This is a genomic window from Natronotalea proteinilytica (assembly GCF_055379935.1).
This window is the reverse complement of sequence record NZ_AP043947.1, coordinates 1326001-1343773: the sequence shown is the minus strand read 5'-3', so window position 1 is coordinate 1343773 and position 17773 is coordinate 1326001. Positions and strand designations below refer to the sequence as shown.

Below are 17773 nucleotides of genomic sequence, written 5' to 3'. Positions count from 1 at the left end.
GCGTGTTAGAATGGCCGCCCGGGATATCCGCTCCGCTCCTGATCCCGGGCTACAGAACGGCGCGATGTGAGCAAACCCATAGCCGGGGACCGCTTGCGTCCCCGGCGATCTGGGGCACCGCATTCCCGTCAGCACCACGCTCCGTCAGCACCACGCTCGTGGCGATGCACAACAGGCATGACCTTACGGCCCCTCTGCGTCGCCACGAGATCATATCGTCTTGCAGTCATCCTGACGCTGCTAGGCGGAAGGATCTCAACGCCATGCCTACGGGAAAGCCACGTCCGGTGCGCGCAGGGGTACACCTCGTGGATACTGAGCAGCAGGGCCCTCGGCCACATAGCGCTGAGGTGCTTCACTGCGTTCAGCATGACATGTATAGGACGGCCCGGCGGTACGGTTTATCTTTTGAGTGCGGCTCAATGACCGCCCGGGATATCCGCTTTGCTCCTGATCCCGGGCTACAGAGCGGCTCGGTGTGAGCAAAATCCATAGCCGGGGACCGCTTGCGTCCCCGGCGATCTGGGGCATGTCGCTAAACACGTACCCTCCTCGGGGAGGAAGGGTAGGATGGAGGGGAACCCACCCGGCAATCCCCAAAACCATTGTTGAGGTCACTTACGGGCCCCTCCCTCCTGTACATTCGTGTGCCTATTTGTTACGTTCAGCCATCGAGGATGGTGACGAAGGAGGCGGTATTACAGAACGGTGTACTGTTTCGCCCTCAGGTGCTGCATCCTTTTGCTTTTGCGATCCGTATAGGATCAACTGAGGTTCATGTTGAACGCTTCCATTTCGTATGTCTGACTTTACTGCAACAGATGCATATCTGGGCGTCGGTTCAAACCAGGGGAGTCGGTTTGATCATATTGCGCAGGCGGTGATGCAGTTGGACGCACATCCTGACATTGCAGTTGTACAGGTGTCGTCTGCGTACAAAACCGAAGCCCATCGGCGGGCCGGTCAAAGGGAGGTGCCCTGGTTTTTGAATGGCGTGCTGCACCTCCGTACCACGCTTTCCCCACAGTCGCTGCTGACCCAAACCCAAGCGCAGGAGTACGCTGCCGGGCGACGTCCAGCTGCACGGTGGGCGCCGCGTCCGCTTGATCTTGATGTGCTAACCGTCGGCTCCCAGCAGCACACCACAGCCCGGCTCACCGTACCCCATCCGCGGTTGGACCAGCGGCGGTTTGTGCTCCAACCATGGGCCGAACTCGCCCCGAACCTGTGGGTCCCCGATCCGTTCGACGCTACCGTCTGTGAGTTGCTGAAGGCCTGCACCGATACCCACGCCCTGCAGTGCCTTTCGCGTCCGCTTGTTCGTTTTCCGTTTTCTTCTACACATGTGCCCCCCACCGCCCCGTGAATGCCTTGCCTTCGCATCTGCATTACATTGTCATTGAAGGGGTCATTGGTGCAGGCAAAACCTCGCTGGCTCGCCTCATGGCAGACCAGTTCGATGGCCGTCTTGTGCTTGAACAGTTTGATGACAATCCCTTTCTAGAGCGCTTCTACGAAAACCGCAACCGATGGGCGTTCCAAACCCAGTTGGCCTTTCTCGCGAGTCGCTTTCGTCAGCAAAAAGAGTTGGGCGAGCGCGACCTGTTTCACAACCTTACAATCAGCGATTACGCCTTCGACAAAGACCGCATCTTTGCGCATCAAAATCTCTCGGGCGATGAGTTGCAGCTCTACGAGACCCTCTATGCGCACATGGAGCCCAACACCCCCACGCCCGACCTGATTGTGTACTTGCAAGCCAGCTCCGATCGGCTGCTGCGTAACATCGCCAAGCGGGGGCGCCCATACGAAGAAGACATGGATCCAGCCTACATCGAGTCGCTCTGTGAAGCGTACAACCATTACTTTTTCCACTACGAGAAAAGTCCGCTTCTCATCGTTAATGCAACCGAGATCGACTTCGTGGAAAACCCGAGCGATTTAGATACGCTGATTGACCACATTGCCAGTGTAGAGCCGCAGGGTACGACCTACGTGAAACAGCCGTAGAGGCGCTTTCTTTTGAGCGCATCCTCTTTCGTTAACATGTGCGTGTATGGACTACATCATTATCGCCATCATTATCTACTTCATCTTGCAGGTGACGGCGAATCTGGTGCGAATCTGGCGCGGACGCGGCGGGCTGTTGCCACAAGGGGGGTTGTTTGGAGAACGCGAAGATGCACACAAGCGTCATCGTGACGAGTCGCCTCGGTTCTGGGGGGAAGATATCGAGGATGCGAAGTGGGAAGATGTGTCAGATAACAACAACGAGTCGCGGTAACCACCTGGGGTCTCCGCTCCGCTTCTGCCCCCGGGCTGCGAGTTGCGATGTGGGTCAACACCCATAGCCGGGGGGCGCCTGCGTCCCCGACGATCTGTGGCACGTCGCTAAACACGTACCCCTTGGCTAAGGGGAAGAAATCCGTAGGGAGAGGGGGTTCGAACAAGACAACACTGCGGTGTCCGATCATCCTATCATTTAGCGTTTATCCACTACCCATGAAAGAACACGGGGTCGAAAAACGTGGAGCCATTGTCCTGTTATTTTTGCAGGTGCTGCCGAATCAAGGGCCCTGAACCCTTCCAAAAACCTGTCATGGCGAACGGGCCCCCACAAAAAACCCTGTCATGGTGAGCGCAGCCGAACCATCTCCCCGGCGCTCAGCAGGCTCTGCCGAATCAACGGCCCTGCCCCCACAAAAAGAACCCACCTGGGCGTCTGCTCGGGTGAACAGTCGGGGGAATGGATCCTGAATCAAGTTCAGGATGACGTATCGGGGGGACGGTGCTGGGAGACGAAAGCTCCCTTTCAACCCAAATGCCCCCTCCCGAACGTCATCCAGATCCTGAATCGAGTTCAGGACAGGCAAGCGAGCCGGCGAGCGCGATCCAGGATCCAGAACAGGCATCGGCCGCACGAGGTCCCGCGGGCGCCGTCCCTCATTCTGGCCAATACGTTGATGATCCCGTCAACAACAAGTCCAGATTGCAACCCGTGATGCTCCTACGGCTTCTTGAACGCAAAGACGCGATCGGAGCCATTGACAACCATGTAGTCGTCCCCAACAGCAATAGGGCTTGTAAACCCATCGTTTGAGCTAAGCTCACGCGGCGCATGACGCTCCCAAATGACATCCCCATTGAATGCATCCATAACGTACAAGGTGTTTGCCAGCGAATTATTAAAGTACACCCGATCATCGCGTGCGGTGACAAGCGTAATGATGGTTCCAGGAGTTGGTGTTGCCCAAAGCAGTTCTCCCGTGTTCAAATCCAGCGATAGCATAGACGGATCGGCCAGCGATGAATTTGAACCGGACCCTACGTAAACACGATCATAGGCAATAGTCGCTCCAGCATGGAAGCCGTATCCCACAAGGAAGTTATCCCAGATCACCTCCCCGGTGCGTCGGTCTAAGGCCCGAACCGATGCCCCATACGGCACAATCACGTACTCGTCCGATATGCCCAGCCCTTGTGTTCCAGCACCGATCGTTGTTGAGTCAGATCTGTTAGGCCGCGGGCGTTGCTTCAGCGGCAGTTCATGCTCCCACAGTAAGTCACCGGTATGGGCATCATAGGCAAACACATTGCCGTGAATCTCTTCGGCTCCATCGAAGAAGTAGGAGGCGGGCACCACAAGCATGTCCTCGTCAAAGATTTCAGGGTCATATGCCAGTTGGTAGGGTGCTTCGGGATGTAGAAGGCGATCGAGTTCAATTCTTAGATCCACTGTACCATCATCCTTTCGCAGGCGAACTACCTCTCCCGACCCACCAAGAAAAAGATGAGTAGCGTTTTCAGCCATCTTGGCCCGACTAATGGGACGGAAATCAGAAATACGAGTCTGCCAAAGCACTTGGCCAGTGGAGGCGTCTAAAGACCACACATTGCGTAGTGAGTTGATGTAGAGGTTAGTTCCATCTCGCAGAAGTTTATGGGAACTGAATCGTGGTCGATCTCCCCCGACCAACGGGTCACTCTTCCAGATGAGGTCGCCTGTGCTTAAGTCGAAGGCCCGCACGTGTCCATCAGAGGCAAAGAAGGCGCGTTCCTCGCTCATGGCGGGCTGTGTTTTGTACACCTCCCACTGATTATGCTCATGCGACCAGACCATTTCGCCGGGTTCAGTGTTATCATCGCCTGAACTTCCGAAGAGGTCGCAGCCTGTGAGTACTAAGCCCAACATCAAAACGGAGGTAAGGATGTTCAGAAATGGGATGTACAACCGCGTTGTAGACCAAGGCATAATAGATCTGAGCTTGTTTGTGTATGTTATTGCCTATAAACGGCCTACGGTAGCAGACTGTTGCTTTCTGCTACCGTGGACGTCATCAGAAATTAAGACGGACTACAAGACGCCATCACTGGATGAAACATAAGGAATCTAACAAATGATTACGTTTGGATCCTCACACTCTGGCGGATCGTCCGGCGGGGTTACTAATTCGGGCGGGTCGTCCTCAGGCGGATCCTCGGCCACTTCGGGAAGATCAATATCGGACTGCCGAAACGCCTGCCTTATGGTTTCTATCCCTTCCTGGCTATCTCGCAAATCAAAGTGATTTACACTCCCCCTTGATCTGGAGAGCTTGTTGCTAAACACGTGATGCAGAAACGCATCGACCGATACATCCGCTCCACACATCACCCCCGCTTCACCGCCAGATAGGCATTCAGCGCTTCTACGGTCAGATGTTCGGGTGGGGTGAGGACGCTTTTGATGCCGTGCCGACGCAGCGTGCGCACCATCTCGTGCTTCTCGTACGCAAAGCGCTCGGCCACCGTGCGCACATAGGCATCTTCGACTTTTGTGGCCGTGCGCCAGGCAGAAGCCGCCGCCGTTTCCGTACGGGCCGTTTCGCGTAGCACCGGATTCTCAAACAGCACCACAAGCAGCGTATGCCGCCGCTGGATGCTCTGAAACACCGGCAGGTGCCGCTCTAGAGACGCCCGGCTCTCCACATTCGTAAACAGCAGCAGCACCCCTCGGCGCGTTAGGTGGCGTTCGGTAAACACCGCGAGGCGACGGTAATCGGCCTCTGGAAAACCCGTCTCCAGATGGTACAGCGCCTCTTGGATGCGCATCAGGTGCCCCGGACCACGGCCCAGCGGCACGGCGGCAGCCGGACGCTTGTCGAACGGGACCACGCTCACCCGGTCTTGCTTCTGCATGGCTACGTTGGCCAGCGCCAGTGTGGCGTTGATGCTGTGATCGAGCAGCGTCATCTCGTTGAACGGCAACTCCATCACCCGTCCGGTGTTGATGGCGCAGTACAGCGGCTGCCCGCGCTCCTCCTCGTACTCATTCACCATCAGATCGGCTCGCCGCGCCGTAGCTGTCCAGTTTACGTGCCGATAGTCGTCGCCCAGCACATACGGACGCACATGGTCGAACGAGGTCGAGTGGCCACGGCGACGCACGCGTTTCACACCGGCCTCCTCCAGCCGGTTTGTCGTAGCCAACAGCCCGATGCGGCGCATCTGAATAAACGAGGGGTACACCTTCACCGTAGGCCCCTCGGCAGATTGGTACCGCCGCGCTATGAGTCCAATTGGCGTATGCACGTACGCATTCACACGTCCAAACGCATACCGCCCCCGCTCGGTCGGATGCAGGTCGTACTGTATGGTGCGGGTGGATGCAGAAGGCATCGACTCCTCAAACACGGCGTCTCGAATCTGAAAGGCTACCGGCGGCTCGTCGATGCACGTCACCTGCACCGAAAAGACGTACCGGTTGCCCAGATGCAGCGTCACCGGATTGCGGTCTCCGTTTGAGAACCGATCCGCTACCGTGCGGTCCAGCGTCATCCCATTGGGATTCAAGGCGTGCAGCGCAACATCGGCTCCGATGGCGGCGGCAGCACCGATCATGCCGCTCCACGCAATCCACGACACCAGCGGAATCCAGTGGGCCACGATAAAGGCGAGGACAAGCACGCCCCCCACCACATACAGGCGACGCGTGGGATATAGCGATGTGAAAACGGTCCACATAGTCAACAATTGGGTAGTGGATAGGCGCTAAATGACAAGGTGATTGGAGACCGCAGTTTTGTCTTGTTCGAACCCCTCTGTCTTCGAGCTTTGCCGCAGGCGTGATCCTGTGGACATCTCCCCCTTGGCTAAGGCTAATCCTTGCACATAACTTGCTCTCTGATATTTCGTTGATCGGAAATTTGACTTCCCCACCGTCTGTTCAATGAGAGGCTGTTGGACCCCACAAAAAGAACCCACCTGAAGAACCCACCTGGGCGTCTGCTCGGGCGAGTGGATCCTGAATCAAGTTCAGGATGACGTGTCGGGGGGGACGGTGCTGGGAGACGAAAGCTCCCTTTCAGCCCAAATGCCACCCCCTCGAATGTCATCCAGATCCTAAATCGAGTTCAGGACAGGCAGGCGAGCCTGCGAGCGCGATCCAGGATCCAGAACAAGCAGGCGCCCCACAAGCAGGCGCTCCACAAGCACATCAGCAGGCTATCGAAGCAGGTCTTGGTTCGTAAGTTGGTGCCCAATCCGTACGCTTCAGCACTCCCCCCGCAACATGGATCCTGAATCAAGTTCAGGATGACGTGTCGGGGGGACGGTGCTGGAGACGAAAGCTCCCTTTCAACCCAAATGCCCCCCTCTCGAATGTCATCCAGATCCTGAATCGAGCTCAGGACAGGCAAGTGACCACCAACGATTATCACCATCTCAGGTTGTGTGCATAGACTAAGTGGGTCCACAAAAGAATCTTTGAGCATGTCATTGCGAGGAGCGCCAGCGACGCGGCGCTGTGAGTGCAGCGAACGAGTGCTCTTGGGGTGCAATCTTCTGCCTTCAAACTGGGCGGCACTGCCCAATCGGGAGCCATGAGATCGCCACGTCGGTCGCAGGCTCCCTCCTCGCGATGACAAGGTGTAAACGTATTTCTGCCGACTTACCTACATCGTATCGCTACCAACAAGTGTTCAGGAGCAAGACCACGCAAGCGGTTGTTACTGCGGCACTTCGACCTGCTGTACGATGCGGTGCACCAGATCGTCGGGCGTGCGGCCTTCCATCTCCTGGTCGGGGGTAAGCATAATGCGATGGCGTAGCACCGGCGCCGCCAGGGCCTGCAGGTCCTCCGGCGAAACGTAATCGCGTCCCTGCAGGGCGGCGCGGGCGCGAGCGCTGTACAGCAGCATCACTGAGGCCCGTGGCGAGCCGCCCAGCGTGAGGGCCGCATGCTCGCGGGTGGCGTGCATCAGTCGAGCGATGTAGGCGACCACCTCCGGCGCCACCCGCACCTGCTCCACCGTACTCCGATGCGTCTCTACAGCCTCGCCATCCACCACCGGTGTTACACTACCCAGAAGCGATGCCGAAGACGCCTGCAGATGCCGCTGCAAGATGTCGGTTTCCTCCTCCACCGACGGATATCCCACGTTGATCTTCAGCATGAAGCGGTCGAGCTGGGCTTCGGGCAGACGATACGTGCCCTCGTGCTCCAGCGGATTCTGCGTGGCGATCACGAAAAAAGGCTGGGCCATCGGATACGTGGTGCCATCCACCGTTACCTGCTGCTCTTCCATCACCTCGAACAGCGCCGCCTGCGTTTTGGCGGGCGCCCGGTTGATTTCGTCAATCAGCACGCATTGGGCAAAGATGGGGCCTTCTCGAAAGACGAACTGCTTCTCTTGCGGATTGAAGATCGGCGTGCCCAGCACATCCGACGGCATCAGGTCGGGGGTAAACTGGATGCGCTGAAAGTCGATGTCTACCGCCCGCGCGAGTGCGTTGGCCGTCAGGGTTTTGGCGACGCCGGGCACGCCTTCGATAAGCACATGGCCGCCGCTAAACAAGGCGATCATCAGTTGCTCGATGAAGGACTGCTGGCCAACAATCACGTCGCCGAGCTGGTCGCGCAGATCGTTGGCGGCGTTGTGCAGGGCATCCAGGTTCACCCGCTCGGGGAAGGGCGACTCAGACGACGGCTCGGTGGGCGCGTCGGATGGGGCAGGAGTGGGGGGCTCGGGCATAATGTTCGGGGCAAAATGCGTACTGGCAAAAAAAGAAAACAGGGGGAGGCAGCCGCTCGGTGATGAGGCGGCAGGGGGTGGCATATCCAACTGACATCGATTATAGCGACATCCCCTCGGTCTGGCCGCCGGCTGCAGCGCGATAGAACGCGTCGAGATGATGACGCAGGGTGATCAGGTCGCGGCTGGACCACGACGCGCGGGGGTCGTCTACGCGGCGGAGGGCGGTGAGCACAGCCTGCACGGTATCGGGAGCGGCTCCTGACCGTTGGGCCAATCGCTCGGGGAGCGTGTCGTCGTCGAGGTCGAGTGTAAGGCTGTAGCGGCGGTGGATGGTGGCGGCCAGGTGCTGCTTCATGTCGCGTGCCAACGCGGCGTGGGTGCCGTGGCGCTGGTAGAAGCGGCCCACGGTTTCGACAAACGAGCGCGTGGCGTTTTCGGGTGGTTCGATGACGGGCACCCGGCGCTGACGCCGTCGAAAGGCGTCGAGCAAAAACAGCAAGACCAGCCCCAGCACGATGTACAGAGCGGTGCGCAGCGAGGGGTTCATGATGAGGTATCGAAAGGGCGTTCCGGCGGCGGCTCGGGTGGGCGCGTAGTAGGCGATCCACTGAACGGAGCGCTCGGGCAGATACGAAAACACGCCATAAAGGTACGACCAGGCGTCGTCTTCCACGGCGGCGTAGTTGGTGAAGACGGTGGGCACAGTATGCAGCAGCAGCGTCCCGTCGCCATGCTGCCATCGGATGAAGGTGAGCTCGGTAGCGGGGTCGCCAACGGGTTGGTATTCGGGCGGACGGGTGGGATCGCCCTGGAAAACGCCGTCCATGAGCGGTTGATACTGACCGGTGCCCAACACGGTGGTGCGTGCGGTATCGACGGCGGTGAGGTAGCTGCCCCAGGCGCGCTTCAGTGGCTGCGGATCGGGGTGTTGCAGGGCGGGATTGGCCAGTGTAAGGCTATCGATGCGTCCGGCGGAGCCGACCTCGATGCCCAGCGGGTCACGCAGGTGGCGGCCCACGCGTAGGGCGCTCAGGAAGACGGTGCCGCCCTGTTCAATGTACTCGATGAGCGCGTCGGCCTCGGACTGTCCGGGGGCGTAGTGCTGTGTAATGATGGCGAGCGTTGGCGGAGCCTCCTCAACATCGCGCAAGAGCGGATACGGGGAGCGCTCTCGAACCGTGATGTCTACGTCCGGAAAAAGGGACTGCATCACCTCGAAGGGCACCTGACTGCCAAACGGGCGGGAGTCATCGGTTTCGAGGGAGAGCGTCCAGTTGATTTCTTCGGGCGCGGTCCATTGCAGCACCATCGCCCCCACAATCAGGGCCGCCACTGCACCGGCAATGTACCACTGCGTGCGTGTCATGACAGGGCAGATGATTGGGGAGACAGACGGTTATGTACCCGTTCTACAGCATCTTGCACCGCGTCGACCTCGCGCTCCGAAACGTCGAATCGTCCGTACCACACGTACTCAAACGTCTGCGCGACGCGGGCTACATCCTCTGCCAGCGATTCGTCGCCGTGGGCCTGCATATCGCGCATGTACGCACGGTTGGTTTTTTCGGGCGTGTACGTGATCAGGTCGGCGCGATCGAGGGCGTAGAGTACGGCGCGGTAGTACCAACGTATCGCCGCTCGCGGATTACCGGTCTGATGCGCCTGCTGGGCGCGTTCGAGATAGGTGGTTTGTGTGCCCTCCACCGAGGCGTCGTCTTCGTCGGGCCATTCCGATGGGGAGCGCGCCCAGGGCGTGTTGCCCTCCATGCGAAAGAACTGCAGGATGAACCACACCACCAGTCCAATGATGAGTACCCACAGCACAATGTCAATGGCTTGCGCCAGGCGACTCTGGTCCTCTATGCTGGAACGTCCAATCCACTCATTGAAGCGGTCGATCCAGTCGGCAAGAAACGAGGGCGGATCGGCTTCGGAGGCTGCACGTTCTTCGTACTGAAACGCCGGATCATCCTGATAGCGCGCAGCCAGATCGTCGGAGGGCGTGCGCAGACTGACCGCGCTATCGTCGTAAGGGAGCGACGTGGCGGCGTCTTGCGCAGCTACGGGTACGCCAATGAGCACGCTTCCCAGCAGAATCTGCAGGACAACGAACACCATCCAGTACGTACGGGGGCGATCAGCGATCATTGCGGAAGGGATCGTCGTCGGAATCGGACGGTGCGCGCGCGAACGGGTCGCTCTCTTCGCTTTCTCTGGAGTCGAGTGACGCTTCCTCTCCGTCAAGCGCCTCGATGCGTTGTTCGAGTCCTTCGTGCTCATGGCGTTCTACCTGACTGTAGTAGTGGAGCCCGTACGCCAGGTATAAAATCGGGTAGAGCAGATACCCTACCACAGCAGCAATCACATCAAAGACAATGAGCGGAGCGGTGAGGTTTATGTCGAACGCCATCTCCACCCCCCCTCCCAGTTGTGAGGGCATGGATACGAGCGCTCCGGCCACCCCAACGATGAGTGTGGCGATGAAACCGATACCGAAGGTGCGCCAGAACGCGCCCTTCGTCAGATTCCACGACCGACTAAAAGCCGAAATCGGATCGTGTTGATCGATCACGATTGCAGGAAAGAACAGGCAAAGCCGTACGGCCAGAAACGTGGCGGACCCGAAAAGCCCCAGGATAACAAAGACCGCAATTCCAATCTCTCCGAATGGAAGTCCAAATAACATAATCGGGACGGTCATGAGTATCGTCCCCACAATCCAGACAAAATACCACAGGAGCCCCCCAAACACGACCGATGCCAGATGCTGTCGGGCTTCGGACCATACCTGGCTTGGCGTGGGCAGCGCATCGTCATCCCTCCTTTTGTCAAGCCGCAGGTAACCATACACAACAGGTATAAGCAGCACAAACGCGGCAAAGGTGGCTAACCAACTGAGGGTTACAATGAGAAGCAACCCGCCGCTCCCCTGCATTGACTCGAACAAGACCTCTGTGTCCCCAAAGCTGAAGAACTCGGGGTAGAAGATGCGGCCCAGAGCGCTGAGAAAGACATGGAATCCTACAATAGGTCCCAGAATAATTAGAAGCGCTTTGGCTAACGATTTGAACCGGCTTCGATAGTATTCGAACGTGTGCGTAATGGTTGCGTCAACGCCACGGGTTTGGCGCAGCGGCGTAAAATCAGACATTGGGTATTTCAGAATCGTTGATAAAAGCTAAGACGGGAAGTTATCAGATTGTGGAGCATAGAATGGCACATATACAAAATACCATCCCAGGAAAACGAGCGAACCAACAATGACGCTAAGGCTGGCTGCAATGGGCATTTCTGTGTAGCGGGTCACGAAGGCTTCGAGCAGGGCAGCCACCACAAACACGGGCACCAGTCCGATAATAATTTTCAGTCCCTGCTTGGCGCCACGCCGTAGCGACACAAGTCGCGGCAGCGTGCCGGGAAACAGAAAGCTATTGCCTAGCACCAGCCCCGCGCCTCCGGCCACGACGATGGCTGCTATTTCGAGCGTGCCGTGAATGTAGATGACCAGGAGCGCCTCCCAAAGCAAACCTTCTTCATAGAAAAGGATGTGGAAGCTGCCTAGCATAATGCCGTTTTGGATAAGCACGTACGCGGTGCCCAGCGAAAAGAAAATACCGAGTACAAACGCTAGAAAGCTCACGTAGATATTGTTTACGGCGATGCTCACAAACATTTCGGTTTGCTGCATCTGTTTGTACACCGCCATCGGATCGCCCTCGGAGATGTTCTGCAGCGTCATGTTTACGTAATGCTCGCCCATGATAAGCCGCACAAAGCTGCTGTCGTGCAAGGCCGAGAGCGTTCCTATGGCCACCGCAACCGCAAAGAGCAGCGCCGACAAGAGTAGGGCCCCGCGGGCGTTACGGATAGCGGTGGGCACCTCCTGCATCCAGAAGCGCCGAACGCGCTGTGGACGCGAGGCCCGACCTCTGTATAGCTGACGGTGTGTTTTCTGCGCAAGGGTGTTCAGATACGCCACCACCTCGCTCTCTGGATAGAACGTGCGGGCATAGGCCAGATCGTCGGTGACTTGCACGTAGAGGTCGGCCACCTCATCGGGAGGCACCTTCGCGCCCTCTTCCACAACGGCTTCCAACTGTTCCCAGGTGTCGGCTCGCTCTTGGATAAAGACGACTTCGTGCATAGGAGACGGAGGGCAGCGCGAGCAATTGCATATAAACTGCCTCCAATGTACGTTATTTGATACGCAATCCCAAATCGCCGTTTCTCCTGCTGATGTCTGAACGTATTCGCACCGCCCAGAATGTAGAGTTGGATCTGAATACCGCTGGCATAGGCGCGCGCATTCTGGCAGCCTTGCTCGACTATGCCATTATCTATGCGGCCTCTTTTATGCTCTTTATTGGGCTCTCGGTTGCAAGCGATGTGTACGCCTTTCCGGATACGCTTTTCTTTATCCTGATGGCGTGCATCTTCATTCCGTTCCTGTTTTATTTTTTGGGCTTCGAGCTGTTCTTCGACGGACAAACACCCGGAAAGCGGGCGCTCAAGATCCGAGTCGTGACCGTACAAGGCGGGGTGCCCACGCTTGGCCAGTATGTGCTTCGGTGGTTAATGCGCCTGGTGGATGTGCACTTGTTTGTAACAGTTGTAGGCATCTGCACCATCTTGTTCAGCACTCGCAACCAGCGCGTAGGCGATATGGTGGCCGATACGCTGGTGGTGAAAGAAGAAAAGGCGCCCGATCTGTCGGCGGTCCGGCAGCGCAAGGCCCCTGATGAATACGGACGGTTAACCTATCCACAGGTAGCGAATCTCTCAACCGAAGACATTGCTACCACCCGCGAAGTGTACGAGCTGGTGCGCGACGAGGGGATGACACCCCGAACCAAGAAGCTATGCCGTAAGATGCGCCGTGTGCTATCGGATAAGATGGAACTGAACGGCACGGCTTCTGACAACGACCGGCTGTTTCTGCAGATGGTTATTCACGACTATGAAGCCTATCACGCACGCGGTGGGGTATAGCTATCAATGACATAGCATCAAAAAAGCCTGGCAGGTTGATGTATCGAACGGGGTGCTACAGTCGCGGCCTCCGGGGCGCTTGCTCGCTTCATGAACTCAAAACTCAAACAAGTTCGTAGTTATGAGTCAGGTCCCTGCCATACACCACGGCTGGTAACCATCCAGGTGGTAACGACAACAGGAGCCAGAGCCGCCCAGAAGGCAAGCTCAAGCGCCCAGCGACCATGTGCTGGACTCCATTCACTAAGAGGAATGAGCGTACCAATAACCAGAAGAACTGTCGCATACAAGAGCGGTATTGCCGGGGTCGCAGCGCGGGTCCAGACCATGCGGGCAGCAGCTGTACACCCCAGCGTAACTCCCCCAAGCAGCATTAGGTGCAAATACAGCACCCGCATTCCATGCAATTCGCCGAGCCATATCTCGGGCCACAGTCCGTTGATGCCCTGCGCTGTTGCTTTGAGAGCGATCAAAGCGAGAGGAAGTCCCCACATCCAGGTGCGCGCCTGTGTACTGTAAAGGAGGGGCACCAGCAAAAGAATCAACCCCAGACCGACGAGTACGCTACTCACCGACCCGATAAGGTAAGCCCACCCGGCCAGTTGCGATGTTGGTAGGGAAACCAGCACACTGCCCGGGAGCCCCAGGATAAAACTACCCATTCCCCACTTGAACGTTGGATGCGCAGGAGCAGAGCAAAGCGCATAGGCGGTGCCCAACAATCCGGCAACAAGCCAACCTTCAGAAAACAGATCAAGAAAAACATGAGTGAGCAGGCGTCGCCAGAACGGGTCGTGCAGCCCTAACGGACCCGCAAGCGCAAGCAGCCAAGCCCCGACGGTTGAGCACACCAGAGCAATAACAGACACATCCCACAAATGCCATGCGGCAGACCGTGACCGTCCGTGTGTGGTGGACCAATAAAGTGCTGCAAAGCCGTACCAGGCCAGCATGTTAAGCGAAGCCCCAATTACAGCGATGGGAAGCGTGCGAGCGCCTAATTGCACCGGCGCATAGCCATAGAACAGGAAAAGCGGATACGAAAGAACGGCAAAGGCAAGCACCGCGCCGATCATCCAACGAAAGAACGAATCATACGGACGGGTTTGCTGATCGGGCAAGCCCTTCCAGATAAGAACCATCAGCACCGGCGTGACCCAGCCAAAATACATCAAGTGAGAATGGGCATGCCGGATGTTAGAGAGGTCTAACCCAGCAGGACGCCCATATACCATTCCGTATCGGAAAAATGCACCAGTTGCTGCAGCGACAAGAAAAAGCACGAGAGCACTTCCCCATACCCACTGCCACGAAGATGTGCGAAGCGAATGTTGTTCAGGCATTGATCAACCGATTTCGAGTCAACAAGAGGCAAATGAGTGACATCCCATACGCAATATGAGCCCCAAAAGAATACAAAAGACTACGTATTCAGTATTATTTCGACTGGATGGTGAATGCGTGAATGCGGGATGGATCTGCGTTGAATATGGCTGCAGAAAGGAATCTCTCAAACACATCTGTAGTTGCACCCCCTGAAATTAAGACTTAGTACTATTAATTTATAAATAGATAGCAGGCAGGGAGATGAGACTAAGAATACGAGCGTGGGGAGCGTCCCCACAGTCCAACATTAGCGTATCCCTACGAAAGTGTGAAGGAATGTAAAAGCACTTACTCTCTCGCTTTGCTATAATGCATTCCAGATGCAACGAACCCGTTAAGTGTCTTGCCCTTGCGAGTGCCCCCAGCAACTACCTTTTGAGCTGACATGACCTCCTTACGTTCTAACATGCTTCGATTTATAACGATTACTGCGCTGTTTTTTTCGCTGGTTGTGTTTACCGGCTGCGGAAATGGCGAAGCGCCTTCAGACGATGATGACACGGATGAGACGGAAATGACTGAATGGGAACAGGAGCATGGCTTTGGTCCCATTACCGAACCGGTACAAATCAGTGACGCCATCGACGAAGATCTGGCTGCACTTGGCCACGACGTGTTTGAACTTCGGTGTGAGTCGTGTCACCGTATTGACTCTGAACTAGTAGGGCCGGCTATGCGCGGCGTCTTTCAAGGACGCTCGCCTGAATGGATCATGAACTTTACCCTGAACCCCCGAGAAAACATTCAAGATCACCCCCTTGGACAATCGCTTATGCAGCAGTACCTGGTTGAAATGCCGTACCAGGGCGTAAGCGAAGAAGAGGCACGCGCTATTGTGGAGTATCTGCGTGCTGAAGTGGAAGAAAGCTGACACGCTTTTCCATGAATACGATCACCCCTTTGCCCTAATACCTGATTGGTACCATGTTAAAATCGTTTTCTTACAGCCAGATAGGCGTTGGCCTATTAGCGGCTGCTTTCCTCGCTCTATTTATAACCGGCTGTCCATCGCAGCAAGCAGCACTCGACGATGGCGAAAACGCTTCGAAAGTGTACAATGCACCCGGCGATCATGATGAATTGTATGCCTTCCTTTCAGGAGGGTATGACGGTCAGGTGAGTGTTTGGGGCCTGCCTTCGGCTCGTTTTATGAAGCAAATCCCTGTATTCTCGCAACACCCCGAAACCGGATACGGGTATTCGGAAGAAACCAAAGCGTTGCTTCAAAGCACGCACGGCTTTATTCCTTGGGATGATACCCACCACCCTCACCTGTCGCGCACAGATGGGGAAGCAGATGGACGGTGGATGTACATCAATGCGAATAACACGCCACGTATTGCGCGCGTTGATCTGACTGACTTTGAAACGAAGGAAACTATTGAGATTCCCAATACCGCAGGGAATCACGGGTCTTCGTTTGTGACAGCAAACTCCGAGTATGTGGTCGGAGCAACGCGCTTTAGCGTACCTACGCCCAACCGGGATGTCCCCATTGATCAGTACGAAAATGAGTTCCAGGGCACCATTACGTTCCTTGGCCTGGATGAAGAGACCGGCGAGATGGATCTGTCCTTCCAGATTCTAGCTCCTCCCTTCAACTACGACCTGGCCCGCCCGGGACACGGTGCCTCGCACGGATGGGCGTTCTTTACTAGCTACAACACCGAGCAGGCCCACACGCTCCTCGAACGAGGCGCTTCGCAGGCCGACAAAGACTATGTTGTCGCAGTTAACTGGAAGAAAGCCGAGCAGTACGTTGAAGAAGGACGTGCCGAACGGGTTGAGGCCGAGTACTATCACAACAAGATGGACGACGCCACAGGCATTGCCGTGTCTGAAACAAAAGACTCGGTGCTTATGCTGGACCCCGCCGATGTCGAGGATATGATTTACTTCATACCCACCCCGAAATCGCCACACGGTATTGATGTGAGCCCCGATGGGGAATACCTCGCTGCTGGTGGTAAGCTCGCCACAGTTATTCCTGTACACTCGTTTTCGAATATGCTGGAAGCAATCGAGAACGAAGACTTCGAAGAAGTAATTGATGGTATTCCGGTGCTCAACTACGACGCTGTGATCCACGCAGAAGTCGAAGATCCGGGGCTTGGCCCATTACACACCGAATACGACGGTGAAGGGTATGCCTACACCTCTGCGTACATCTCTTCGGAGATTGTAAAGTGGAGCCTGGACACCTTTGAAGTGGTCGATCGCATTCCCTCCTATTACTCCATTGGCCACCTAATGATACCAGGTGGTGATACCGTCAATCCGTTTGGGCAGTACATGATCTCGATGAACAAGACCACGCGCGATCGTCACCTGCCCACCGGGCCGAAGCAGAACCACGCGGCCCAGCTCTATGATATCTCGGGAGGTGAGATGGAGATGATTCTGGACTTTGTGACAATTGGCGAGCCGCACTACGCCCAGGCGATTGAAGCCGGCAAAATCACAGAGAACATGAAGAACATCTACGACCTGGCCGACAATGAGCACCCCCGTATGGTTCGTAGTTCGGCGCAAGCCCGCGTTGAACGCGAAGGGGATAATGTACATGTGTACATGGCAGCGATCCGTAGCCACTTTACCCCCGATAATATCGAGGGGATCCGTGAAGGCGATACTGTCCACTTCCACGTTACGAATGTGGAGCAGGACTGGGATATGGTCCACGGGATCGGAATTATGGGAGCTACGAACGCTGAGATCTTGGTTCCACCTGGAAAAACCAAAACGATGGTGTGGGAGCCGCAAAGTGAAGGCATCTATCCCTTCTACTGCACGGCGTTCTGCTCCGCACTTCACCAGGAAATGCAAGGATATGTACGCGTATCTCCTGAAGGAGCCGATACGGAGTTACTGTACTACACGGGCGACCGCCCCGACGGTGCATAACAAACCCGTATAAACCGTGAGGCGGCGGGTAGTTGCTGTTGGTGGGCACTTGGCCTACAACACACTTCCCGCCCCTTACCTGCTGAAACCTGATTTCGAATCTGTTCACGCAGGCGGGGCACGGAGACACAGGCTGTGGTTGGCATGTAGCAGCGCTGCATCAACCAGGATTGATCCTCCGTCAGTTTGTGTCCCCTACAGAAGGCAGAAGCATGATACGCATGCATGCTCCGCTGCCCCGCTGTGTGGATAACAATGAACCGCAAACGTATCGTAGCAGATCTGTCATTATGAGGAATGATAGCCACGCCGCGCTCGCTCCTCACGATAACAGAAAGAGCTCATGTACTTTTGCCAACCATATACGTCGTTCCACAAGCACCACACCTACTCTTTAACCGCTCTCCGCGTTGAAATGGTATAACCGGCAACGCAGAGCATAGACACGAACCTAGAGGGGAAATATAAGGGGACAAGAG

Annotated in this window: 14 protein-coding genes; 6 read left to right on the top strand and 8 right to left on the bottom strand. The window is 56.4% G+C overall.

Features of this window, described 5'->3' with window-relative positions; all coding sequences use genetic code 11:
* Positions 1-799: 799 nt before the first annotated feature.
* Genes folK through ACZ5AL_RS05470 form a run of 3 tightly spaced genes read left to right on the top strand, consistent with a single transcriptional unit; the run spans position 800 to position 2284 of the window.
* A complete protein-coding gene (gene folK, locus ACZ5AL_RS05480) occupies positions 800-1366 on the top strand; it encodes a 2-amino-4-hydroxy-6-hydroxymethyldihydropteridine diphosphokinase (RefSeq protein WP_464512708.1) in 567 nt (188 codons plus the stop codon).
* Positions 1363-2010, top strand: coding sequence for a deoxynucleoside kinase (locus tag ACZ5AL_RS05475; protein ID WP_464512707.1), 648 nt, complete (start codon positions 1363-1365; stop codon positions 2008-2010). Before folK ends, ACZ5AL_RS05475 begins: the two co-directional genes overlap by 4 nt.
* 46 nt (positions 2011-2056) lie before the next feature.
* On the top strand, positions 2057-2284 hold the full coding sequence (locus ACZ5AL_RS05470; RefSeq protein ID WP_464512706.1) for a hypothetical protein: 228 nt from the start codon (positions 2057-2059) through the stop codon (positions 2282-2284).
* A gap of 723 nt (positions 2285-3007) precedes the next feature.
* Here ACZ5AL_RS05470 and ACZ5AL_RS05465 read toward each other — a convergent pair.
* From ACZ5AL_RS05465 to ACZ5AL_RS05435, 7 genes are all read right to left on the bottom strand, one after another.
* A complete protein-coding gene (locus ACZ5AL_RS05465; protein ID WP_464512705.1) occupies positions 3008-4252 on the bottom strand; it encodes an outer membrane protein assembly factor BamB family protein in 1245 nt (414 codons plus the stop codon).
* 398 nt (positions 4253-4650) lie between these two features.
* Complete coding sequence (locus tag ACZ5AL_RS05460; protein WP_464512703.1) at positions 4651-6003, bottom strand: DUF58 domain-containing protein; 1353 nt, start codon at positions 6001-6003, stop codon at positions 4651-4653.
* Positions 6004-6986: 983 nt separating this feature from the next.
* Entirely contained in the window at positions 6987-8012 is a 1026-nt protein-coding gene (locus ACZ5AL_RS05455; protein ID WP_464512702.1) for an AAA family ATPase, read from the bottom strand.
* Between the two features lie 100 nt (positions 8013-8112).
* Positions 8113-9381, bottom strand: a complete 1269-nt coding sequence (locus ACZ5AL_RS05450; protein ID WP_464512701.1) for a DUF4350 domain-containing protein — start codon at positions 9379-9381, stop codon at positions 8113-8115.
* Entirely contained in the window at positions 9378-10163 is a 786-nt protein-coding gene (locus ACZ5AL_RS05445; protein ID WP_464512699.1) for a DUF4129 domain-containing protein, read from the bottom strand. The genes ACZ5AL_RS05450 and ACZ5AL_RS05445 overlap by 4 nt, the downstream gene beginning before the upstream one ends.
* The gene (locus ACZ5AL_RS05440; RefSeq protein ID WP_464512698.1) at positions 10153-11166 is read right to left on the bottom strand and encodes a DUF7847 domain-containing protein; all 1014 of its coding nucleotides are present in this window, start codon (positions 11164-11166) and stop codon (positions 10153-10155) included. Before ACZ5AL_RS05440 ends, ACZ5AL_RS05445 begins: the two co-directional genes overlap by 11 nt.
* Positions 11167-11193: 27 nt before the next feature.
* Positions 11194-12159: a stage II sporulation protein M gene (locus ACZ5AL_RS05435; RefSeq protein ID WP_464512697.1), complete on the bottom strand. Its 966-nt coding sequence runs from the start codon at positions 12157-12159 to the stop codon at positions 11194-11196.
* A gap of 92 nt (positions 12160-12251) precedes the next feature.
* On the opposite strand from ACZ5AL_RS05435, the gene ACZ5AL_RS05430 reads away from it, so the two are divergent.
* Positions 12252-13004, top strand: a complete 753-nt coding sequence (locus ACZ5AL_RS05430; protein WP_464512695.1) for an RDD family protein — start codon at positions 12252-12254, stop codon at positions 13002-13004.
* A 119-nt stretch (positions 13005-13123) separates the two neighbouring features.
* Here the strand turns inward: ACZ5AL_RS05430 and ACZ5AL_RS05425 are convergent, their stop codons facing one another.
* Positions 13124-14347, bottom strand: coding sequence for a hypothetical protein (locus ACZ5AL_RS05425; RefSeq protein WP_464512694.1), 1224 nt, complete (start codon positions 14345-14347; stop codon positions 13124-13126).
* Between the two features lie 449 nt (positions 14348-14796).
* On the opposite strand from ACZ5AL_RS05425, the gene ACZ5AL_RS05420 reads away from it, so the two are divergent.
* Together ACZ5AL_RS05420 and nosZ are read left to right on the top strand one after the other, a co-directional pair.
* Complete coding sequence (locus ACZ5AL_RS05420; RefSeq protein ID WP_464512693.1) at positions 14797-15261, top strand: c-type cytochrome; 465 nt, start codon at positions 14797-14799, stop codon at positions 15259-15261.
* Between the two features lie 53 nt (positions 15262-15314).
* Positions 15315-17294, top strand: coding sequence for a Sec-dependent nitrous-oxide reductase (nosZ, locus tag ACZ5AL_RS05415; RefSeq protein WP_464512691.1), 1980 nt, complete (start codon positions 15315-15317; stop codon positions 17292-17294).
* The last annotated feature ends 479 nt before the right edge of the window (positions 17295-17773 follow it).